Genomic DNA, 20,656 nt, shown 5'->3' on the forward strand with positions numbered 1-20,656 from the left:
TTCCTGCCTCAGTCGCCCGGTATCAGCAGCGACGCGTCGCCATAGCTGAAGAACCTGTAGTTTTCGTGAACCGCGTGGGCATAAATCGCGCGGATGCGTTCCGTTCCCATCAGCGCCGAAACCAGCATCATCAGCGTGGACTTCGGCAGGTGGAAGTTCGTCATCAGCCCGTCGGTGACGCGGAAGCGGTATCCGGGGCGGATGAAGATGTCGGTCTGCGCATCAAAGGGATGGATGCGGCCGTCCTCGGTCGCCGCCGATTCGATCAGGCGCAGGGCGGTGGTGCCGACGGGGATCACGCGCCGGCCCTCGGCCTTCGCGGCGTTGATCGCGGCGGCGGCCTCGGCCGTGACGATGCCGCGCTCGGCGTGCATCCGGTGCTGGCTCACGTCGTCGGTCTTGACCGGCAGGAACGTGCCCGCGCCGACGTGCAGGGTGACATGGACGCGCTGCACGCCCATCGCCTCCAGCGACGCCAGCAGAGGTTCGTCAAAATGCAGGCTTGCGGTCGGGGCGGCGACGGCGCCGGGGCGCTCGGCCCAGACGGTCTGGTAGTCGGTGCGGTCCTGGTCGTCCGGCGCCCGCAGCGCGGCGATATAGGGGGGCAGGGGCATCGCGCCGACCTGCGCCAGCGCCGCGTCGAAGGCCTCGCCCTCGGCATCGAAGGACAGCGTCAGGCCTGCGTCCGTGATCGCCTCGACGCGGGCGGACAGGGCCTCGCCAAAGCGGATGACCTCGCCCTGCCGCAGCTTGCGCAGCGGCTTGGCCAGCGCCTGCCATTGGCCGCCGGGCGCGGGCTCCAGCAGCGTGACCTCGATCCGGGCGGTGGCGGGGCCTTGCGCGGAATCGCGGGTGCGGGTGCCGGTCAGGCGGGCGGGGATCACGCGGGTGTCGTTCAGCACCAGCAGGTCGCCCGGCCGCAGGAACGAAGGCAGATCGCTGACCCGCGCATCGGTGGTGGAATGCCCGTGCGCGACCAGCAGCCGGGCAGAGCTGCGGGGGCGGGCGGGACGGGTGGCGATCAGCCCCTCGGGCAGCTCGAAGTCGAAGTCGGACAGGCGCATGACCGCCTTGTCGGCGCGGGCGCGGGCGGGGTCAACAGGCCCCGCACCCTCCTCAGCCACCTGTGACGCCCCTTCCCATCCCGCCGTCGCTTGCCTAAGACGCCCGCAACCGCAGCCGGGAGCCCCTTCATGACCCAGACGCCGTCCCTTCAGGTCACGCCCCAACCCGGCATCATGGAGATCGCGCTGTACGAGGCGGGTTCCGCCACCTTGTCGGGCCGCAGCGACGTGCTGAAGCTGAGTTCCAACGAAAACCCCTTCGGCCCGTCCGAGAAGGCGCGCGAGGCCGTGGCCCATGCGGCGCAGGCGATGCACCGCTATCCCTCGACCGACCATGCGCGGCTGCGGGCGGCGATCGGCGAGGTTCACGGGCTCGACCCCGACCGGATCATCTGCGGCGTGGGCTCGGACGAGATCATCCATTTCCTTTGCCAGTGCTACGCCGGGCCGGGGACCGAGGTGCTGTTCACCGAGCACGGCTTTTCCATGTACCGCATCAGCGCGCTGGCGGCAGGCGCCACCCCGGTCGAGGCGCCGGAACGCGAGCGGACCACCGACATTGACGCGCTGATCGCGGCGACGACGCCCGCCACGCGGCTGGTCTTCGTCGCCAACCCGAACAACCCGACCGGCACGATGATCGAGACGGCCGAACTCGAGCGGCTGGCTCTGGCCGTGCCGCAGGCAGTCCTGGTGATCGACGCGGCCTATGCGGAATACGTCAGTGCCGACTTCGACGGCGGGGCGGAGCTGGCGACGCGGCTGCCGAACGTCGTGATGACGCGGACCTTCTCGAAGATCTACGGCCTCGGCGGGCTGAGGGTCGGCTGGGGCTATGGCCCGCGCCCCATCATCGACGTGCTGAACCGCATCCGCGGACCCTTCAACCTGTCCAACGTCGCGCTGGAAGGGGCCGAGGCTGCCGTCCTCGACCGCGCCCACGTCGATCACGCGCGGGCCGAGAACGCGCGGATGCGCGACTGGCTGGCCGGGGCGCTGACGCGGCACGGCGTGCCCTCGGACCCGTCGCACGCGAATTTCATCCTCGCCCGCTTCGCCGATGAGGAGACCGCCGCCGCCTGCGACGCCGCCCTGCGCGAGGACGGGATCATCGTCCGCCGCGTCGGCGGCTATGGCCTGCCGGAATGCCTGCGGATCACGGTCGGGGACGAGGCCGCCTGCCGCCGCGTGGCGCAGGTCGTCGGCCGGTTCATGGCCGCCCGATGAGCGGCGAGCCGATCTTCCAGCGCGTCGCCCTGATCGGCCTTGGCCTGATCGCGGGCTCCATGTCGCTCGCCATGCGCGAGGGGGGCCTTGCCGCCCATCTCGTGGGCTATGCGCGCTCGCCCGAGACGCGCCAAACGGCGCGCGAGATCGGGCTGGTGGATGAGGTGGCGGATACCGCCGCCGAAGCCGTCACCGGCGCCGACCTGGTCGTGCTGGCCGTGCCCGTGGGCGCCATGGGAGATGTTGCCGTCGAGATTGCACCGCATCTCGCGCCTGGCGCCATCCTGACGGATGTGGGCTCGGTCAAGCAGTCGGTCATCGACGTGGTCGCCCCCCATGTGCCCGAGGGCGTCCATTTCGTTCCCGGCCATCCGCTGGCCGGGACGGAACATTCCGGTCCCCGCTCGGGCTTTGCCACGCTGTTCCGCAACCGCTGGTGGCTGCTGACGCCCTTGCCCGACAGCGACCCCGCGGCGGTCGAGCGGCTGTCCGCGCTGGTCCGCGCGATGGGCGCCAACGTGGACACGATGGAGGCACCGCACCACGACCGGGTGCTGGCGGTCACCAGCCATGTGCCGCACCTGATCGCCTATACGATGGTGGGTGTGGCCGACCACCTCAGCCGCGTCACGGAATCCGAGGTGATCCGCTATTCCGCCGCGGGTTTCCGCGACTTCACCCGGATCGCGGCCTCGGACCCGACGATGTGGCGCGACGTGTTCCTGCACAACAAGGAAGCAACCCTCGACATCCTCGGCCGCTTCGCCGAGGAGCTGTTTGTCTTGCAGCGCGCCATCCGCATGGGCGACGGCGAGCATCTGCACAGGTATTTCACCGGCACCCGCGCCATCCGCCGCGGCATCATCGAGGCGGGGCAGGACACCGCCGCCCCCGACTTCGGCCGGGCGGGGGTCAAGGACCGCGCCTAGGCCGGGAACAGCGGCGCCTCGCCCAGGGGCAGGGGGCCGAGGAAGGTCTTGCCGTCGCGGAAGATCAGCGGCACGCGCAACTCGCCCTTCGCGGGCTCGGCGGGGGCGGGGACGCCCGCGGGCAGCTCGACCGGCATTTCGGCCGCCTGCTGCAGCGCGGTGTCGGCCAGCGCCACGGTGACGGCCGGGATGGCGCCCAGGTCGGCGGCGAGTTGCAGCCAGGCGCGGGCGTCGGTGGTGTAGACGAAGGCCGCTCCCTCGGCCCGCCCGTCCTCGCCCGCGCGCACCGTGCCCGCAAGGCGCAGCGACTGGTCGCCCAGGGTCAGCGTCACGCCGTCCGAGGATACGCCCACCAGGTCAGGCGGCGGCGCATCCGCCGCCTGCCGAAGGGGCGCGGTCAGGAAGACCCGCGCGGCGCCTTCGACGGAAATGGCACGGTCGGCCAGCGCGGGGGGACGGGGCAGCAGCCCCATGCCCGTCAGGTCGCGCAGTTGGCCGCCCAAATCATAGGCGGCGCGGGCCGCGCGGGGCGCGGCGGCCCCCATCGCCACCAGCTGCGCCTGCGCGTCCAGCCCCTCCAGCAAGGGGTGGCCTTCGATCGCCACGGGGCCGCTGGCAGCGGCCACCCGGCTGATCGCCATGTCGCTGCCCGGCGAGACGCGCATGGACAGCACCGCGTCCGCCGCCGCCACCGCCAGCGGGCGGCCCATGACGGGCAGGGTCATGGTGGAAGGGAGCGCCGCGTGGAACTGGGTGGGCGAGGTGGGCGCGGCCCAAAGCTCGACGGCGGGCAGAACGGCCTCGCCCGCCGGGGTGGCGATCTCGACGGCGGTCAGGCCGAGGCCGATCCGGTCGATCTCGCGCAGGGGCGTGACCGAGGCCGCCTCGATCCGGGGGTCCTCGGCGATCATGGCCTGCGCCTTGCGCGCAAGCCAGGTCTCGCCGCCCAGCCAGGCGCCCGCCACGGCGCCCCCGACCAGCAGCAACAGGATCACCAGCGTCTTCACGGCGCCTCTCTTGAAATCATGCAGGACCGGCCTAACCTGCGCCGGATGGAAAGGGCAAGCGATGGATGACGGCTTCTGGGTCTTCGGCTACGGCTCGTTGATGTGGGCGCCCGACTTCCCCGTGGCCGAGGCCGTCATCGCCCAGGCCGACGGCTGGAGGCGCAGCTTCTGCCTGCGGTCCGTCACCTACCGGGGCACCGAGACCTGCCCCGGCCTCGTCCTGGGGCTGGAGCCCCACCCCGGCCGCGACTGCACGGGGCTGGCCCTGCGGGTCGAGGACCCCCTGTGGCCCCAGGTCATCGCCGGCCTGCGCGCGCGCGAGATGGTGACGGGCGCCTATCGCGAGCTGATGCTGCCGCTCGCGCTGGCCGACGGGCGCCGGGTGCGGGGGCTTACCTATGTCATGCGGCCCGAGCACCGGCAGTATGCGGGCGGGCTCAGCCCCGACGAGCAGGCGGCGATCATCGCCACGGCCTGTGGGGGCAGGGGACCGAACGCCGACTATCTCTACAACACCGTCGCGCATCTGGCCGAGCTGGGGATTCCCGACGACGACCTGGACGACCTCGCCGCACGGGTCCGGGCGCTGCGGGGCGCGGCGGCCTAGCGCGGGTCGAGCAGCGTGTATTCGTCGGAAAAGCGGTTCAGGTAATCCAGCATCGGTCCCGCCGCCCGCCATTGCCGTAGCAGCGCGCGGCCCAAGCGGCGGCGGTCTGGCCAGTGGCGGCGGGTCAGCCCCTCCTCGGCACCCGGCAGGCCGGCATAGGGCGCGCGCCAGCGCAGGGGCACGATGCCTTCCGACCGTTTCAGCCAAGGCTTGTCGGGTCCGATGAAATGCACGAGGCAGGGGTCCGCCATGGCCGACAGATGCGCCGAGGCCCAGGTGAACTGCCAGTTCCACAGCGGGCTCATTTCGGCCCAGTCGCCGCGCAGCACGCCATTCAGCAGCGCCTGGTCGCGGCCAAGGCCGGCAAGGTGGGTCCGGGCGAAAGCGGCGCAGCGGGCGGGCAGGTCCTGTTCGGCCCAGGCCTCGGTGTCCACCATCACCACGCCTGCATTGAAATAGGGTGCCGCAGGCCAGCCAAGCCTTTTGAAATCCGGCACCCGCTTGCCGGGCTGACGCCATTGGCGGTTGTCGCGCACGGCCCCCACGGCGCGGCCCCTCATGTCGGCGGCCATCAGCCGCCCCGGATCGCCGCGCTCGAACAGGATGTCGGCGTCCAGCACGAGGATGCGCCGCCAGCGCCCTCTCAGGGCACCCGCGAGGAACACGTCCATGTAGGTCGCGACCGAGCGCCGCCCGTCCAGCGGCAGCGCAGCCTCCAGCGTCGCGTCGCGGGCGGCGACGTGGCCCACGCCCGCCCGGGCCAGCGCCGGCGGCAGTTCCAGCGGCTCGGGCGAGCCGATCAGCACGTCCCAGCCGCGACCTTCGACCGCAAGCTGGCCTGCCACGACCGAAGCATAGGGCAGGTAGCCCGCGTCGCAGGCCACGATCACGGCGCGGTCGGACAACTGCCGGAAGCCCGGCGAGATCACGGCATTCATGCGCCCGATTTCCACGCGTTGAAACCGAAAGGCAAGCGCGCGCTTTCCCCTCTAACCCTGCCGCAAGCGGCGTGATAGCGTGAACACCATGGTCCAGATCCCTTCCCGACAGCAGATCCTCGAATGGATCGCCGACAATCCCGACGCCACTGCCAAGCGCGACATCGCCAAGGCCTTCGGCATCAAGGGCAGCGACCGCATCGAGCTCAAGCGCGTGCTGCGCGAACTCGAGGACGAGGGCCTGCTGGAACGCCGCCGTCGCCATTACCGCGACCACGAGAAGCTGCCCCCCGTCAGCGTGGTCGAGATCCTGCCGCCCGATGCAGACGGCGACATCTTCGCGAAACCGATGGAATGGCAGGGCACCGCCCCCATGCCGCGCATCCTCTTCGCCCCCCGCAAGGCCGACCCCGCCGTGGGTGCGGGCGAGCGCGTGCTGGTCCGCCTGACCGAGGTCGAGGGCGAGGACTACCAGTACCAAGCCCGGCTCATGCGCCGCATCGGCACCGCGCCCCACCGCGTCGTCGGCATCTTCCGCAAGGAGACCGAGGGCGGACGGATCGTCCCCATCGACAAGGGCGTCGACCGCGAATGGCGTGTCCTGGCCGAAGCCGCGCAGGGCGCGCAGGACGGTGAACTGGTCGAGGCCGAGCAGATCGGCTCGCGCAACCGCATCGGCCTGCCGCAGGCTCGCATCATCGAGCGGCTGGGCGACCCCTCGGCCCCGCGTGCCGTCAGCCTGATCGCCATCCATCAGCACGGCATCCCCGACGACTTCCCCGACGCGGTGATGGCCGAGGCCGATGCCCAGAAGCCCGCCACCATGAAGGGCCGCGAGGACCTGCGCGACCTGCCGCTTGTCACCATCGACCCGGTGGACGCCCGCGACCATGACGACGCCGTGGCCGCCATGCCCGACGACGATCCCCGGAACGAAGGCGGCATGATCCTGTGGGTCGCCATTGCTGACGTCGCCCATTACGTCCGCCCGCAGTCGGCCTTGGACATGGAAGCGCGGCACCGGGGCAACTCGACATACTTCCCCGACCGCGTGGTGCCGATGCTGCCGGACGTGCTGTCGGGCGACCTGTGTTCGCTGCACGAAGGGGTGGACCGCCCCGTGATCGCCGTCAGGATGCGGATCGACGCGCAGGGCAACAAGATCGGCCACGACTTCCACCGCGGCATGATGAACAGCATGGCGTCGCTCTCCTACGAGCAGGCGCAGACGGCGGCCGATGGCACGCCCGACGAGCAAGCCGCGCCGCTGATGGACAACGTGATCCGCCCGCTGTTTGCGGCCTATGAGCTGCTCAAGGCTGCCCGCGCCCGCCGCCAGCCGCTGGATCTCGATCTGCCGGAACGGCGGATCGAGTTGACCCCCGACGGCCGGGTAAAATCCGTGGCCTTCCGCGACCGCTTCAATGCCCACCGGCTGATCGAGGAGTTCATGGTGCTGGCCAATGTCGCCGCCGCCGAGGAACTGACCCGCCTGCGCCGCCCCCTGCTGTTCCGCGTCCACGAGGAGCCGAGCCCCGAGAAGCTGAACGCCCTGCGCGACGTGGCCGAGGCTTCGGGCTTCGCGCTGGCCAAGGGCCAGGTGCTGCAGACGAGCCACCTGAACCGGCTGCTCGCCCAGGCGCAGGGGACCGATTTCGACGAACTGATCAACGTCAGCACGCTGCGGTCCATGACGCAGGCCTATTACAACGCGGAAAACCTCGGCCATTTCGGGCTGGCGCTGAAGAACTATGCGCATTTCACCTCGCCCATCCGCCGCTATTCCGACCTGATCGTGCATCGCGCGCTGATCTCGGGGCACCAGTGGGGCAAGGACGGACTGTCGGCGCAGGACATCGAGACGCTGGAGGATACCGCCCAGCACATCTCGGACACCGAGCGCCGCAGCATGGCGGCCGAGCGCGACACGACCGACCGCTACCTTGCCGCCTATCTGGCCGACCGGGTGGGCTCCGAGTTCACCGGCCGCATCAGCGGCGTCCAGCGCTTCGGCGCCTTCGTCAAGCTGGACGAGACGGGGGCCGACGGTCTGCTGCCCATCCGCGAGATCGGGAACGAGTATTTCCACTTCGACCGCGACGCACAGACCCTGGTCGGCTCGGACAGCGGCACCGTGATCGGCATCGGCCAGCGCGTAACCGTGCGTCTGGCCGAGGCGATCCCCACCACCGGCGGGTTGACGCTGGAACTGGTGGAGCTTGAAGGCCGCAGCATCGCCCGGGGTCCCCAGGGCCGCCGCGGCAAGTCCCCCCGCCGCCGCGACGCGCAGAACGCCAAGGCCGGCGAAGCCCGCGCCCGCAAGCTGCGGCGTATCCGCAAGCGGTAACCCCTCGAAGATGCTGCGCCGGGGGATGCCTCTGGCGCGGCAGGACATATCAAGGCTGCTTCTCAAGCCGCTGAGGCTCGGCGAGCCGTTCCAGAGCGGTCGCTGCTCAGCGCCGTCTGTTCTTCTTCGTGCAAATATCCCGGGGTCCGGGGCAGCGCCCCGGTCCGGCGGTGGCCCAAAAGGAAAAGGCGGCTCCTTTCGAAACCGCCCTTCCATCAGCCTGAAGACAGGATCAGATCGCCGCGTCGCGGACGTCCTGGTCGACCTTGTCGGCGTATTTCTTGAAGTTCTCGCGGAACATGCCCTTCAGCTTCTCGGCCTGTGCGTCATAGGCGGCACCGTCCGCCCAAGTCTGGCGCGGGTCCAGCAGCTTGTCTTCGACGCCCGGCACCGAGACCGGGACCTCGAAGCCGAAGTTCGGGTCCTTCCGGAACTCGACATTGTTCAGCGAGCCGTCCAGCGCTGCGCTCAGCAGGGCGCGGGTGGCCTTGATCGGCATGCGCTTGCCGGTGCCGAAGGGGCCGCCGGTCCAGCCGGTGTTGACCAGCCAGCAGGTCGCGCCCGACTTCTGGATCCGCTCCTCCAGCAGCTTGCCGTACTCCTCGGGGCGGCGCGGCATGAAGGGCGCGCCAAAGCAGGTCGAGAAGGTCGGCTGCGGTTCCACCACGCCGTCCTCGGTCCCCGGCGTCTTCGAGGTGAAGCCCGACAGGAAGTGGTACATCGCCTGCTGGGGCGTCAGCCGCGCGATCGGCGGCATCACGCCATAGGCGTCCGAGGTCAGCATGATGACGTTCTTCGGTGCGCCGGCCATGCCGGTTTCCGAGGCGTTCGAGATCGCGACCAGCGGATAGGCGCAGCGGGTGTTTTCCGTGATCGAGCCGTCGGCGAAGTCCAACTCCAGGGTGTCGGGATCATAGACCATGTTCTCGACCACGGTGCCGAAGCGGTGGGTCGTGGCGTAGATCTCGGGCTCGGCCTCGGGCGACAGGTTGATCGTCTTGGCGTAGCAGCCGCCCTCGAAGTTGAAGACGCCCTTGTCCGACCAGCCGTGCTCGTCGTCGCCGATCAGCACGCGCGAGGGGTCGGCCGACAGCGTGGTCTTGCCGGTGCCCGACAGGCCGAAGAAGACCGCCACGTCGCTTTCGTCGCCCGGCGCATGGTTGGCCGAGCAGTGCATCGGCATCACGCCGCGTTCCGGCAGGATGTAGTTTAGCAGCGTGAATACGCCCTTCTTGTTCTCGCCCGCATAGCCGGTGTTGCCGATCAGGATCATCTTGCGCTCGAAGTTCAGCGCGATGACCGTCTCGCTGCGGCAGCCGTGACGGGCCGGGTCCGCCTTGAAGGACGGGCAGTTGATGATCGTCCAGTCGGGGGTGAAACTCGCCAGTTCCGACGCCTCGGGGCGGCGCAGCAGGTGGCGGATGAAGAGGTTGTGCCAGGCGAGTTCGCTGACGACGCGCACGTCCAGCCGCTGTTCCGGGTCGGCGCCGCCGAACAGGTCCTGCACGAAGTATTCCTTGCCCTTCATGTGGGCCAGCATGTCCGCGTGCAGCCGGTCGAAAGCCTCGGGCTCCATCGGCGCGTTGTTGTCCCACCAGATCGAGGCCTCGACGCCCGCCGTGCGCACGACGAACTTGTCCTTGGGCGAACGGCCCGTCTTGGCGCCGGTGGACACAAGGAACGCGCCGCCCAGGCCCAGCTTGCCCTCGTCGCGACGGATCGCGGCCTCGATCAGCGCGGGTTCCAGCAGGTTGTAGTGGACGCGGCCCAGACCCTCGATCCCCTGGTCCTCAAGCTTGCAGTTCGGGTTGACGCGGGACTGTGCCATGCCGGTGGTTCCTTGGGTCGAGTTCGCTGCAACCTGCGCGCCTGCGGCATGGTCGCCCAGACCTTGGCGACCCTGGTCTTCGAGCTTGCGATTCAGGTTGACGACGGTCTGTGCCATGCGGGGAACTCCTTGGATCGGGCGCGCTGTGCTTCGGGCCCCTATAACATGGCGGAATGATGATGATAGACCAACAGGAGTGGCAGTTAGCGCAACCAGAGATGGTTAGCGTTATCATTGCCGCAATGGTTAACTCCTGCGGCATGGTCCCATGACCACGATCCACGCCAGCGCCGTGGAAATTGGGGGGCGGGGGCTGCTGATCCTGGGTCCGTCGGGCGCGGGCAAGTCGGCGCTGGCCTTGGCGCTGATGGGACTGGGCGCGCGGCTGGTAGCCGACGACCGGGTGGTCCTGCGGATCCAGAGCCGACACCTTCTGGCCGGCTGCCCGCCCGCGATCCGGGGCCGCATCGAGGCGCGCGGCGTCGGCATCCTGCGCGCCGACCCGGCCGGCCCGGTTCCGCTGGCGCAGGTCGTGGATCTGGGGCAGGCGGAAACAGAGCGACTGCCGCCTTTCCGCACCACCTTCCTGCTGGGGTTGGAGCTGCCCCTTGTGCTGGGGCCGATGGAGCCGCATCTTCCACCCGCACTGATGCAGTTGATGCGCAGCGGGCGCTGTGACTGAGGGCCGGAGCGGTTCCGGCGGAAGGGATGGGCCTTGAACAGCGACCAGGCAGTGTCGGACGAGCATGCCCCCGAGCCGCAGGCCCAGCGGCTTGTGCTGGTGACGGGCCCCTCGGGCGCCGGGCGGTCCACGGCGATCCACGCGCTCGAGGACATGGGCTTCGAGGCGATCGACAACCTGCCCCTGTCGCTGATCCCGCGCCTGCTGGATGGCCAGCCCCGTCCCGTGCCGCTGGCCCTGGGGCTGGACGTGCGCAACCGCGATTTCTCGGCCTCGAACCTGATCGAGCTGATCGACGTGCTGACCCGCAATCCCGGTTTCGCGCCCGAGGTGCTGTATCTCGACTGCGCCACCGAAACGCTGCTGCGGCGCTATTCGGAAACGCGCCGCCGCCATCCGCTGGGCGAGGGCAGCACGCCCGCCGACGCGATCACGGCCGAGCACGACATGCTGTCCCCGGTCCGGGCGCGCGCCGACGTGCTGATCGACACGACCGAGCTGTCGCCCCATGACCTGCGGGCGGAACTCGCGCGGACCTTCGACCTGCGGGGCGGGCGGGGGCTTTCGGTCTCGCTGCAGTCCTTCAGCTACAAGCGGGGGGTGCCGCGCGGACTGGACATGATGTTCGACTGCCGGTTCCTCGCGAACCCGCATTGGGAGCCGGGTTTGCGGCCCTTCGACGGGCGGGACGGGCCGGTTCAGGATTACGTGACGGCAGATCCCCGGTTCCGGGCCTTCTTCGGGCAGGTCCGTGACCTTATCTTGTTTTTGCTGCCCGCGCAGGTGGATGAGGGCAAGGCGCATCTGGCGATAGGCTTCGGCTGCACCGGAGGGCAACATCGTTCCGTCACTTTGGTGGAGCTGATGGCCGACGCGCTTGCGAAAGAGGGCTGGCAGGTGTCAAAACGACACCGGGAATTGGAACGTCGCGCCTCGGCGCTGCGACCGGCCGACCCGACCCGCTCAGAACAGCCGGGGGTGTCCGGCGGATCGGCGGGCGGCGGGCCGTTGCGAATGGTGGAAGGCAGTTGATCGGAATCGTCATCGTCGCACATGGGGGGCTGGCGCGCGAATATGTCGCCGCCGTCCAGCATGTGGTCGGACCCCAGACCGGCCTTCGGGCCGTCACCATCGAGGATAACCACGACCGTGCCGCCAAGCAGGACGAGATCTGCCAGGCCGCGAACGACGTGGACACGGGCGATGGCGTCGTGATCGTCACCGACCTGTTCGGCGGCTCGCCGTCGAACCTGTCGATGCCGGCCTGCCTGCCCGCGCGCCGCCGCATCCTTTACGGCGCCAACCTGCCCATGCTGGTCAAGCTGGCCAAGTCGCGCCACCTTGCGGTCGAGGAGGCCGCGGTTCTCGCCGCCGAGGCGGGACGCAAGTACATCGACTGCTACGCCCCCGAACCTTCGCCGGTCCGGGCCGCGCTGTGACCGAGTTCAGCCGCGAACTGCGGATCGTCAACGAAAAGGGACTGCACGCCCGCGCCTCGGCCCGCTTTGCCGAGACGGTGGAACGCTTCGACGCCCGCGCCATGGTGGAAAAGGACGGCGAGACGGTGTCGGGCGATTCGATCATGGGCCTGCTGATGCTGGTCGCCCCGCGCGGCAGCACCATCCGCGTCACAACCAGTGGCCCCGAGGCCGGGCCGCTGATGCAGGCGCTGGCCGAACTGGTGGACAGCTACTTCGGCGAAGGCCGCTGAGGGCCGCCCCTTGGCCCGCGACAGCTATCACCACGGCAACCTGCGGCAGGCGCTCGTCGAGGCCACCGTTTCGCTGATCGAGGACAAGGGGCCGATGGCCTTCACCCTGGCCGAGGCTGCGCGCCAGGCCGGCGTCAGCGCCGCCGCCCCTTACCGCCATTTCTCGGGCCGCGAGCAGTTGCTCGAGGAGGTCGCGCGGCAGGGCTTCCTCGACTTCGCGGCGCGGCTGGAAGCTGCCTTCGATGAGGGCCGGCCCTCGGCGCTGTCGGCCTTCCTGCGCATGGGGCAGGCCTACTTGGGCTTTGCCGCCGAGAAGCCCGGCTTCTACATGGCGATGTTCGAGGCGGGCCTGTCGATCGCGGGCAATGCCGACCTGGCCGCGGCGGCCGAGCGGGCCGAGGCCGCCCTCGTCCGGGGCGCCGAGGCACTGTTCGCGCGCCTGCCCGCAGACCGCCGCCCGCCGCCCTCGATGGTCGCGAACCACGTCTGGGCGCTGTCCCATGGCGTGGTCGAACTGTTCAGGCGTGGCCGCCCCGGTGCGCGCAGCCCGATCTCGGCCGACCAAATGCTGGAAAGCGGCGTGCTGATCTACCTGCGCGGCCTCGGCGTCATCGAGTAACGGATTCTTTCGTGACGGGCATTGACGCAGGCCCCTGCGGCTCCAACATTGTTAATGTGATTAACATTCACATTCCTGAACGGAGCACCCCCATGATCCCAGCCTACGAACCTCGCAGCTATCTGCCCGCCCAAGGCGTCGTTCAGTCCGCAAGGCAGCTTCTGCTGCAGGCCCGCGACTGGCTGGACGCGCGGGGCAGGGTGGCCTGGCTTGCCGCCATGGTCCTCGGCCTCGTCTTCGCCTGGCCGGTGGGCCTTGCCATCCTCGGCTACATGATCTGGAGCAAACGCATGTTCGGAACCTGCACCCGCCGCAGCCGCCACGTCCCGGCCTATCGCGCCGAAAGCACCGGCAATGCCGCCTTCGACGCGTACCGCGATGAAACGCTGAAGCGGCTGGAAGACGAGCACCGCGCCTTCCTGGACTTTCTGCAGAAGCTGCGCGAGGCCCGCGACAAGGCCGAGTTCGACCAGTTCATGGACGAACGCCGCCAGAACTGAAGCAAAGGGGCCGGTCCAGCCGGCCCCCTTTTCAATAGGCGCAGTCGGCGTAGATGCGCGACAGCTCGCCCTGCCATTCGCCGTGATACTTCGCCAGCAGGTCGTCCGCCGCCGTCGCGCCGCGTTCCACCTTGTCCCGCAGCACGGCCAGGAACTGCGCCTCATCCGCGCCCCGGTCGTCCAGATGCCCGCGCGCGGCCAGCCCGGCCTCGGCCAGCGTCAGCGTCTCGGCGGCGAGATCGCGCAGCTTCAGGCCGTCGAACTCGCCCGCCAGTCCGTCGCGGGCGGCGGCGCGGCGCAGGCCCTCGCGCTGCTCGTGCGTCCAGCCGCGGGTCAGTTCCGTCGCGGCATCCAGCGCCCCCTGGTCGTAGGTCAGCCCGACCCACAGCGCGGGCAGGGCGTTGAGGTGGCTCAGCGGGCCGCAATCGGCGCCGCGCATCTCGATGTATTTCTTGACCCGCGCCTCGGGGAAGACGGTGGTCATGTGGTCGGCCCAGTCCGACAGCGTCGGCACCTCGCCCGGCAGCGCGGGCAGGCGGCCCTTGAGGAAATCGCGGAAGCTCTGGCCCAGCGCGTCGATGTAGGTCCCGTCGCGGTAGACGAAATACATAGGTACATCGAGGACATAGTCCACCCAGGCCTCGTAGCCGAAGCCTTCCTCGAAGACGAAGGGCAGCATCCCCGTGCGCGCCGCGTCGAGGTTCTGCCAGATATGCGCGCGCCAGGACTTCATCCCGTTCGGCTTGCCGTCGAGGAAGGGCGAGCTTGCGAACAGCGCCGTCGCCACCGGCTGCAGGGCCAGCGCCACCCGCAGCTTCTGCACCATGTCGGCCTCGGACGCATAGTCGAGGTTCACCTGCACGGTGCAGGTCCGGTACATCATCTGGGTGCCCAGCGTGCCGACCTTCTGCATGTAGGGCGTCATCAGCGCATAGCGGCCCTTGGGCATCATCGGCATCTGGTCCTGGCCCCAGACCGGCGCGGCGCCAAGGCCCATGAAGCCGATGCCCAAGCCTTCCGTCACCGCCGCGACCTCGGACAGGTGCTGGCGCGTCTCGGCGTCGGTGTCGTGGATCGTCTCGACCGGCGCGCCCGACAGTTCAAGCTGCCCGCCCGGTTCCAGGCTGACATTGGCGCCGGCCCTGGACAGGCCGATCAGCTTGCCGCTCTCACGCAGTTCCGACCAGCCGAAGCGGTCGCGCAGTCCTTCCAGGATGGCAAGGATCGAGCGCGGCCCCTCGTAGGGCAGGGGCTCGAGCGTGTCCCACAGGAAGCCGAACTTCTCGTGCTCGGTGCCGATGCGCCAGCTTTCGCGCGGCTTCTCGCCCAAGGCGATATAGTCGGCGAGCTGCTCTCGGCGCTCGATCGGGCCGCCGCCCTGCTGGGGAATGGACATGGGGGCCCTCACGAGGTCGTAATCGTTCGGACAGGTGGCGCGACGGTGGGGGAGTGTCAAGCCAACCCTTCGGCGGGCCTCGCCCAAGCCTTGCCCGGCCCGCGCGCGCGTGTCACAGGCTGGGGCCAATCCCAAAGCTCCCGAGATCCCGATGACCGACCTGCCCGACATGACCGATGCCCGCGCCCTGCCGGTGGTACGCCTGCGGCCGAAGGCGAACGCGCGGGCGATCCGGCACGGCTTCCCTTGGGTTTATGCCGACGAGCTGGTGGTGGACCGCCGCACCAGGGGCCTCGCGCCGGGCGCCATGGCGGTCCTGCAGGATGCCGAGCGGGGCGAACTGGGCGTCGTCACGGTCAACGTGAACTCGAAGATCGTGGCGCGGGTCATGGACCAGAACGCGGGCGCCACCATCGACCGCGCTTGGCTTGTGGCGCGGCTGCGCCGGGCGCTGGCGATGCGCGAACGCCTGTTCGACGCGCCCTTCTATCGCCTCGTTCATGCCGAGGCAGACGGGCTGCCGGGTGTCGTCATCGACCGCTTCGGCGATGCGGCGGTGATCCAGCCCAACGCCGCCTGGGCCGACCGGATGCTGCCCGACCTTGCCGATGCGCTGGCCGAGGTCACGGGCGTGTCCACGGTCGTGATGAACGGCTCGGGCCGGGCGCGGGGGCTGGAAGGGCTGGACGAGCGCACCGAGGTCCTGGCCGGCGGCGTCCCGGCCCCCATCGAGGTCCCGATGAACGGCGCGACCTATCTGGCCGACCTGACGGGCGGGCAGAAGACGGGGCTGTTCTACGACCAGCGGCCGAACCATGCCTTTGCCCAGCGGCTGGCGCGCGGCGCGCGGGTGCTGGACGTGTTTTCCCATGTTGGCGGCTTCGGGCTTGCCGCGCTCGCCGGAGGCGCCGAGAGCGCGACCTGCGTGGATGGCTCGGCCGCGGCGTTGTCGCTGGCGCAGGGCGGGGCGCGCGCGATGGGGCTTGAGGCGCGTCTGACCACCCGGCAGGGCGATGCCTTTGCGGTGATGGAGGCCATGGCCTCCGAAGGCCAGCGCTTCGACGTGGTGATCTGCGACCCGCCCGCCTTCGCACCGGCGAAACAGGCGCTGGAGGCCGGCCTGCGCGCTTATGAGCGGATCGCCCGGCTGGCCGCCCCGCTGGTGGCGCCGGGCGGTTATCTCTGCCTCTGCTCCTGCAGCCATGCCGCCGACCTGACAGCGTTCCGCAACGCAAGCGCGCGGGGGATCGGGCGCGGGGGACGGCGGATGCAGCTGATCCACACGGGCTTTGCCGGGCCGGACCACCCGATGCTGCCCCAACTGGCCGAAAGCGGATACCTCAAGTCGCTGTTCTTCCGGCTGGACGGATGAAGGCGGTCCTCGACGCCTGCGTCCTTTACCCGACCGTCCTGCGGGAAATCCTGATCGGCGCGGCGGATGCGGGGCTTTACCAGCCCCTCTGGTCCGCCCGCATCCTTGACGAATGGCGCCACGCCGCCGCCCGCCTCGGCCCCGACGGGGCCGCCGTGGCCGGGGCCGAGATCGCCCTGCTGCGTGCCGCCCACCCTGCGGCTGAAGCCCCTGACGATGGCACTCTGGCTGCGGGCTTCGACTGGCCCGACCCTGCCGACCGGCACGTGGCCGAGGCCGCGCTGGCCTCGGGCGCGGACATGATCGTCACCGCGAACCTGCGCGACTTTCCCTCGCGGGCGCTCGGCGCGCTGGGCCTGCGCGCGGTCCATCCCGACGCCTTCCTGCTGGACCTGTGGCGGCGCGACCCCGAGCCGGTCGCCGCCAGCGTCCACGCCGCCCATGCCAAGGCGCAGGCCTTGGGCGGACCGATGCCGCTCCGCGACCTGATGGCGCGGGCGCGGCTGCCGCGGCTTTCCAAGGCCTTGGCGCGGCAGGGCTGACTTGCCGCCGGGCCGCGCAGCCTCTACCACCGTCCGGGCAAGCGATGGGGGAAGCGGATGGCCTCGCGTCTGATCCGGGTCGATGACTTCGACCTCGTCATCTTCGGCGCGACCGGAGACCTGGCGCGGCGCAAGATCCTGCCGGGCCTGTTCCGCCGCCATGCCGGGGGCCAGTTCCCCGAGGGCGCCCGCATCATCGCCGCCGCCCGCGCCGAGTTGGACGACGAAGCCTTCCGGGCCGACATCCGCGCCGCCATCGCCGAGTTCGACCCGGGCCGCGCCGATGCACCCGAGCTGCCCGGCTTCCTCGACCGCCTGTCCTATGTGCGCCTTGACGCCTGCGGCGAGGAGGGCTGGCCCGAGCTGGCCGGAAAGATGCGAACCGGCGTGGTGCAGGCCTTCTACTTCTCGGTCGCGCCCGGCCTGTTCGGCGACCTGGCCGAGCGGCTGGCCCGCCACGGCATCGCGGGACCGGATGCCCGCATCGTCGTCGAAAAGCCCTTCGGTCGCGACCTTGCCTCGGCCCGCGAACTGAACCAGGTGCTCGCCCGCCACTTCGACGAACGCCAGATCTACCGGATCGACCATTACCTCGGGAAGGAAACCGTCCAGAACCTGATGGCGGTGCGCTTCGCCAACATCCTGTTCGAGCCGCTGTGGAACGCCCATTACATCGACCACGTCCAGATCACCGTGGCCGAAACCGTGGGGGTCGCGGGCCGCGCGGCCTATTACGACCATTCCGGCGCCATGCGCGACATGGTGCAAAACCACCTGATGCAGCTTGTCTGCCTGATCGCGATGGAGCCGCCCTGGCACTTCGACCCCGATGCGGCGCGGGACGAGAAGCTCAAGGTCATCCGCGCGCTCGAACCCGTGGCGCCCACCGACATCGTGCGCGGGCAATATGCGGGCGACGGGGACGAGCCCGACTACCTGGCCGACGTGGACAACCCCGACAGCCGGACGGAAAGCTTCGTCGCGCTGAAGCTCAGGATCGCCAATTGGCGCTGGCAGGGGGTGCCCTTCTACCTGCGCACCGGCAAGTGCCTGCGCGCGCGCACCAGCGAGATCGCCGTCGTCTTCCGCGAGCCGCCCCATTCCATCTTCGACACGGCGGGCCAGCAGAAGCCCAACCAGCTGGTGATCCGCCTTCAGCCGAACGAGGGAATCAACCTCAAGGTCATGATCAAGGAACCCGGCCCCGGCGGAATGCGCCTCGTGCAGGTGCCCCTGGACATGAGCTTCGCCGAGGCCCTGGGCCCCGAGGGCGCCGAGATGCCCGACGCCTATGAACGCCTGATCATCGACGTGATCCGGGGCAACCAGACGCTGTTCATGCGCGGCGACGAGGTCGAGGCCGCCTGGTCCTGGGCCGATCCCATCATCTCGGCCTGGGAGGAAGGCTCGGGAAGGCCCGAACCCTATCAGCCGGGCACCAGCGGGCCGGATGAGGCGTTGGGGCTGATCCACCGCGACGGCCGCCGCTGGCGCGACATCAAGACCTGAACCTTGAGGCGTAGACCCGATGACCCTGACCGAGCATCCTGATCGCGAGGCCCTGACCCTGGGCGTGGCCCAGGCCATCACCGAGGCGCTGGGCATGGCGCTGAAGGTGCGCGAGCGCGCCGTCCTGTGCCTGCCCGGCGGCTCGACCCCGGTGCCCGTCTTCAAGGCGCTGGCGGCCGCGCGGCTGGAATGGGAGCGGGTGATCGTCATCCCCAGCGACGAGCGCTGGGTGCCGGCGGACCATCCCCGCTCCAACGCGCGGCTGATCCGGCGCAACCTGATCGAGGAAGGCGCGGGCGCCGAGCTGATCGAGCTTTACACCGAAGGGCTGGACCCGCAGGCGGGCGCGGCGCTGGCATCCGAGCGCATCGCGCCCCTGCTGCCGCTGTCGGTCCTGCTGCTGGGCATGGGCGAGGACATGCACACCGCAAGCCTCATCCCCGGCGCCGAGGGGCTGGAGGCCGCGCTGGATTCCGCCGCGCCCCCGGTCCTGCCGGTGCAGACCGCCGCCGAGGCACGGGTGACGCTGACGGTGCCGGCGCTGTGTTCGGCGACCGAAGCCTTCCTGATGATCACCGGCCCCGAAAAGCGCGAGGCGCTGGAGCGCGCGGCCGCGCTGCCCGTCGAGGAGGCGCCGGTCCGCGCCATCCTCAAGGGACTGATGGTGCATTACGCGGAATGATTTGAATGAAGGATTTTTCGATGACCGATACCTGGCGGCAGTTGGCCGACCATCGCGCCGCGACCGGCGACCGCCCCATCGCTGCTTTGTTCGACGGCGACCCCGACCGCGCCCGCCGCTGCACGGTGGCGGCCGACGGGCTGTGGTTCGACTGGTCCAAGACCGCCATCGACGACACCGCGCTTGATCTGCTGCTGGCGCTGGCCGAAGGCGTCCCCTCCCGGCGCGAGGCGATGTTCACGGGCGAGAGGATCAATGAAACCGAGGGCCGCGCCGTCCTGCACACGGCCCTGCGCGCGACCGAAGGCCCGATCCTTGTCGATGGCCGGGACGTCCTGCCCGAGGTTCACGCGACCCTGGACCGGATGCGCCGCTTCGCGGACCGGGTGCGCTCGGGCGAAATCGCGGGGCAGGGCGGGCGCTATACGGATGTCGTCAACATCGGCATCGGCGGTTCGGACCTCGGCCCTGTCATGGCCGCGCTGGCGCTGGCGCCCTGGGCTGACGGGCCGCGGCTGCATTTCATTTCCAACGTGGACGGGGCGGACGCGACCGACACCCTGAAGGGGCTGGATCCGGAACGGACGCTGGTGATCGTGTCCTCCAAGACCTTCACCACCATTGAGACGATGACCAACGCCGAGACCGTCCGCCGCTGGATGGCAGGCCGCGTCGCCGACCCCGCAAGCCAGTTCGCCGCGGTGTCGAGCGCGCTGGACAGGACCGCCGCCTTCGGGATCGACCCCGAGCGCGTCTTCGGCTTCGCCGACTGGGTCGGCGGACGCTATTCGGTCTGGGGGCCGATCGGGCTGTCGCTGATGCTGGGCATCGGGCCGGACCGCTTCGACGAGTTCCTTGCGGGCGGACGGGCGATGGATCACCATTTCCGCTCTGCCCCGCTGGAAGGGAACCTGCCCGTGATGCTGGCGCTGGTCGGCGTCTGGCACCACCAGGTCTGCGGCTATCCGACCCGCGCGGTCCTTCCCTATGCCAACCGCCTGCTGCGCCTGCCCGCCTATCTGCAGCAGCTCGAGATGGAATCGAACGGCAAGCGCGTCACGATGGATGGCGCGGACCTCGACCGTCCGTCCGGCCCCATCGTTTGGGGAGAGCCGGGCACCAACGGCCAGCACGCCTTCTACCAGCTGATCCACCAGGGCACTCAGGTCGTCCCCTGCGAGTTCATCGTCGCCGCGCGCGGGCACGAGCCCGACCTCGACCACCAGCAGAAGCTGCTGATCGCCAACTGCCTCGCGCAGAGCGGCGCCCTGCTGCGCGGCCGTTCGCTGGAGGAGGCGCGGGCGCTGATGGCGGGCAAGGGGCTGCCCGAGGCCGAGGCCGAGCGGCAGGCCCGCCACCGTGTCTTCCCGGGCAACCGCCCCTCGACCACGCTGGTGATCGAGGCGCTGACGCCCTTCACCCTGGGCCAGATCGTGGCGCTGTATGAACATCGCGTCTTTGTCGAGGGCGTGATCTTGGGGATCAACAGCTTCGACCAGTGGGGGGTGGAACTCGGCAAGGAACTGGCCCTGAAGCTCGGGCCCCTGCTGGATGGCGGTGACGCGGACGGGCAGGATGCCTCGACCCTGGCGCTGGTCGCGCATATCCGCGGGGTGCGCGGCGACGGGTGAGGGGGTCACAGGGCCGCTCGGCCGCGTGCGTTCTGCCGGACCTTTGCTTGTGGCGCGAGTGTCCC

The 20,656-nt window shown here is 69.9% G+C and carries 20 protein-coding genes; 15 read left to right on the forward strand and 5 right to left on the reverse strand.

What is annotated here, in order from left to right; genetic code table 11:
• Positions 1 to 8: 8 nt before the first annotated feature.
• Complete coding sequence (queA, locus tag BLQ03_RS03515; RefSeq protein ID WP_090753063.1) at positions 9 to 1,064, reverse strand: tRNA preQ1(34) S-adenosylmethionine ribosyltransferase-isomerase QueA; 1,056 nt, start codon at positions 1,062 to 1,064, stop codon at positions 9 to 11.
• Between the two features lie 129 nt (positions 1,065 to 1,193).
• Here queA and hisC point away from each other — a divergent pair, with 129 nt between their 5' ends.
• Together hisC and BLQ03_RS03525 are read left to right on the forward strand one after the other, a co-directional pair.
• Positions 1,194 to 2,291: a histidinol-phosphate transaminase gene (gene hisC / locus BLQ03_RS03520; protein WP_090752864.1), complete on the forward strand. Its 1,098-nt coding sequence runs from the start codon at positions 1,194 to 1,196 to the stop codon at positions 2,289 to 2,291.
• Complete coding sequence (locus BLQ03_RS03525) at positions 2,288 to 3,220, forward strand: prephenate/arogenate dehydrogenase family protein (protein WP_090752867.1); 933 nt, start codon at positions 2,288 to 2,290, stop codon at positions 3,218 to 3,220. Before hisC ends, BLQ03_RS03525 begins: the two co-directional genes overlap by 4 nt.
• Here the strand turns inward: BLQ03_RS03525 and BLQ03_RS03530 are convergent.
• Positions 3,217 to 4,227 (reverse strand): DUF2125 domain-containing protein, encoded by a 1,011-nt coding sequence (locus tag BLQ03_RS03530; RefSeq protein ID WP_090752871.1) that lies wholly within the window; start codon positions 4,225 to 4,227, stop codon positions 3,217 to 3,219. The genes BLQ03_RS03525 and BLQ03_RS03530 overlap by 4 nt on opposite strands.
• A 61-nt stretch (positions 4,228 to 4,288) precedes the next feature.
• Here BLQ03_RS03530 and BLQ03_RS03535 point away from each other — a divergent pair, with 61 nt between their 5' ends.
• A complete protein-coding gene (locus BLQ03_RS03535) occupies positions 4,289 to 4,834 on the forward strand; it encodes a gamma-glutamylcyclotransferase (protein WP_090752875.1) in 546 nt (181 codons plus the stop codon).
• Here BLQ03_RS03535 and BLQ03_RS03540 read toward each other — a convergent pair.
• Positions 4,831 to 5,772, reverse strand: a complete 942-nt coding sequence (locus BLQ03_RS03540; protein ID WP_139166615.1) for a glycosyltransferase family 8 protein — start codon at positions 5,770 to 5,772, stop codon at positions 4,831 to 4,833. The genes BLQ03_RS03535 and BLQ03_RS03540 overlap by 4 nt on opposite strands.
• A gap of 88 nt (positions 5,773 to 5,860) precedes the next feature.
• Between BLQ03_RS03540 and rnr the strand changes: the two genes are divergently transcribed.
• On the forward strand, positions 5,861 to 8,119 hold the full coding sequence (gene rnr / locus BLQ03_RS03545) for a ribonuclease R (protein WP_090753066.1): 2,259 nt from the start codon (positions 5,861 to 5,863) through the stop codon (positions 8,117 to 8,119).
• 232 nt (positions 8,120 to 8,351) lie between these two features.
• On the opposite strand, the gene BLQ03_RS03550 is transcribed toward rnr, so the two are convergent.
• On the reverse strand, positions 8,352 to 9,947 hold the full coding sequence (locus BLQ03_RS03550; RefSeq protein ID WP_090753069.1) for a phosphoenolpyruvate carboxykinase: 1,596 nt from the start codon (positions 9,945 to 9,947) through the stop codon (positions 8,352 to 8,354).
• A gap of 268 nt (positions 9,948 to 10,215) precedes the next feature.
• Between BLQ03_RS03550 and BLQ03_RS03555 the strand changes: the two genes are divergently transcribed.
• From BLQ03_RS03555 to BLQ03_RS03580, 6 genes are all read left to right on the forward strand, one after another.
• The gene (locus BLQ03_RS03555) at positions 10,216 to 10,629 is read left to right on the forward strand and encodes an HPr kinase/phosphorylase (RefSeq protein WP_090752882.1); all 414 of its coding nucleotides are present in this window, start codon (positions 10,216 to 10,218) and stop codon (positions 10,627 to 10,629) included.
• A gap of 33 nt (positions 10,630 to 10,662) precedes the next feature.
• On the forward strand, positions 10,663 to 11,661 hold the full coding sequence (gene rapZ, locus BLQ03_RS03560; RefSeq protein ID WP_090752885.1) for an RNase adapter RapZ: 999 nt from the start codon (positions 10,663 to 10,665) through the stop codon (positions 11,659 to 11,661).
• A complete protein-coding gene (locus BLQ03_RS03565; RefSeq protein ID WP_090752889.1) occupies positions 11,658 to 12,068 on the forward strand; it encodes a PTS sugar transporter subunit IIA in 411 nt (136 codons plus the stop codon). Before rapZ ends, BLQ03_RS03565 begins: the two co-directional genes overlap by 4 nt.
• On the forward strand, positions 12,065 to 12,340 hold the full coding sequence (locus BLQ03_RS03570) for an HPr family phosphocarrier protein (RefSeq protein WP_090752893.1): 276 nt from the start codon (positions 12,065 to 12,067) through the stop codon (positions 12,338 to 12,340). The genes BLQ03_RS03565 and BLQ03_RS03570 overlap by 4 nt, the downstream gene beginning before the upstream one ends.
• Before the next feature lie 10 nt (positions 12,341 to 12,350).
• Entirely contained in the window at positions 12,351 to 12,959 is a 609-nt protein-coding gene (locus BLQ03_RS03575) for a TetR/AcrR family transcriptional regulator (protein WP_090752897.1), read from the forward strand.
• Between the two features lie 92 nt (positions 12,960 to 13,051).
• Entirely contained in the window at positions 13,052 to 13,459 is a 408-nt protein-coding gene (locus tag BLQ03_RS03580) for a DUF2852 domain-containing protein (RefSeq protein ID WP_090752899.1), read from the forward strand.
• Between the two features lie 31 nt (positions 13,460 to 13,490).
• Here the strand turns inward: BLQ03_RS03580 and BLQ03_RS03585 are convergent, their stop codons facing one another.
• Positions 13,491 to 14,855: a glutamate--cysteine ligase gene (locus BLQ03_RS03585; RefSeq protein ID WP_090752902.1), complete on the reverse strand. Its 1,365-nt coding sequence runs from the start codon at positions 14,853 to 14,855 to the stop codon at positions 13,491 to 13,493.
• A 169-nt stretch (positions 14,856 to 15,024) separates the two neighbouring features.
• On the opposite strand from BLQ03_RS03585, the gene BLQ03_RS03590 reads away from it, so the two are divergent.
• From BLQ03_RS03590 to pgi, 5 genes are read left to right on the forward strand one after another with little or no spacing between them, the layout of a single operon-like run.
• Positions 15,025 to 16,227 carry an RSP_2647 family RNA methyltransferase gene (locus BLQ03_RS03590; protein ID WP_090753072.1) on the forward strand — a complete coding sequence of 401 codons (1,203 nt, stop codon included), beginning with the start codon at positions 15,025 to 15,027 and terminating at the stop codon, positions 16,225 to 16,227.
• Positions 16,224 to 16,769, forward strand: a complete 546-nt coding sequence (locus tag BLQ03_RS03595; protein WP_090752904.1) for an RSP_2648 family PIN domain-containing protein — start codon at positions 16,224 to 16,226, stop codon at positions 16,767 to 16,769. The genes BLQ03_RS03590 and BLQ03_RS03595 overlap by 4 nt, the downstream gene beginning before the upstream one ends.
• A 57-nt stretch (positions 16,770 to 16,826) precedes the next feature.
• A complete protein-coding gene (gene zwf / locus BLQ03_RS03600; protein WP_090752906.1) occupies positions 16,827 to 18,278 on the forward strand; it encodes a glucose-6-phosphate dehydrogenase in 1,452 nt (483 codons plus the stop codon).
• A gap of 19 nt (positions 18,279 to 18,297) precedes the next feature.
• Positions 18,298 to 18,960, forward strand: coding sequence for a 6-phosphogluconolactonase (gene pgl / locus BLQ03_RS03605; protein WP_090752908.1), 663 nt, complete (start codon positions 18,298 to 18,300; stop codon positions 18,958 to 18,960).
• A gap of 20 nt (positions 18,961 to 18,980) precedes the next feature.
• On the forward strand, positions 18,981 to 20,591 hold the full coding sequence (pgi, locus tag BLQ03_RS03610; protein WP_090753074.1) for a glucose-6-phosphate isomerase: 1,611 nt from the start codon (positions 18,981 to 18,983) through the stop codon (positions 20,589 to 20,591).
• Positions 20,592 to 20,656: the final 65 nt, after the last annotated feature.

It is taken from the genome of Paracoccus chinensis (assembly GCF_900102885.1).
GTDB lineage: Bacteria > Pseudomonadota > Alphaproteobacteria > Rhodobacterales > Rhodobacteraceae > Paracoccus > Paracoccus chinensis.

Excerpts from the sequence above, each read along its gene's own strand:
- queA (WP_090753063.1), bottom strand. The coding sequence starts at position 1,064 with ATGCGCCTGTCCGACTTCGACTTCGAGCTGCCCGAGGGGCTGATCGCC.
- hisC (WP_090752864.1), top strand. The coding sequence starts at position 1,194 with ATGACCCAGACGCCGTCCCTTCAGGTCACGCCCCAACCCGGCATCATG.
- BLQ03_RS03535 (WP_090752875.1), top strand. The coding sequence starts at position 4,289 with ATGGATGACGGCTTCTGGGTCTTCGGCTACGGCTCGTTGATGTGGGCG.
- BLQ03_RS03595 (WP_090752904.1), top strand. The coding sequence starts at position 16,224 with ATGAAGGCGGTCCTCGACGCCTGCGTCCTTTACCCGACCGTCCTGCGG.
- rnr (WP_090753066.1), top strand. The coding sequence starts at position 5,861 with ATGGTCCAGATCCCTTCCCGACAGCAGATCCTCGAATGGATCGCCGAC.
- BLQ03_RS03585 (WP_090752902.1), bottom strand. The coding sequence starts at position 14,855 with ATGTCCATTCCCCAGCAGGGCGGCGGCCCGATCGAGCGCCGAGAGCAG.
- pgl (WP_090752908.1), top strand. The coding sequence starts at position 18,298 with ATGACCCTGACCGAGCATCCTGATCGCGAGGCCCTGACCCTGGGCGTG.
- pgi (WP_090753074.1), top strand. The coding sequence starts at position 18,981 with ATGACCGATACCTGGCGGCAGTTGGCCGACCATCGCGCCGCGACCGGC.
- BLQ03_RS03550 (WP_090753069.1), bottom strand. The coding sequence starts at position 9,947 with ATGGCACAGTCCCGCGTCAACCCGAACTGCAAGCTTGAGGACCAGGGG.
- BLQ03_RS03525 (WP_090752867.1), top strand. The coding sequence starts at position 2,288 with ATGAGCGGCGAGCCGATCTTCCAGCGCGTCGCCCTGATCGGCCTTGGC.
- BLQ03_RS03540 (WP_139166615.1), bottom strand. The coding sequence starts at position 5,772 with ATGAATGCCGTGATCTCGCCGGGCTTCCGGCAGTTGTCCGACCGCGCC.
- zwf (WP_090752906.1), top strand. The coding sequence starts at position 16,827 with ATGGCCTCGCGTCTGATCCGGGTCGATGACTTCGACCTCGTCATCTTC.
- BLQ03_RS03590 (WP_090753072.1), top strand. The coding sequence starts at position 15,025 with ATGACCGATGCCCGCGCCCTGCCGGTGGTACGCCTGCGGCCGAAGGCG.
- BLQ03_RS03555 (WP_090752882.1), top strand. The coding sequence starts at position 10,216 with ATGACCACGATCCACGCCAGCGCCGTGGAAATTGGGGGGCGGGGGCTG.
- BLQ03_RS03580 (WP_090752899.1), top strand. The coding sequence starts at position 13,052 with ATGATCCCAGCCTACGAACCTCGCAGCTATCTGCCCGCCCAAGGCGTC.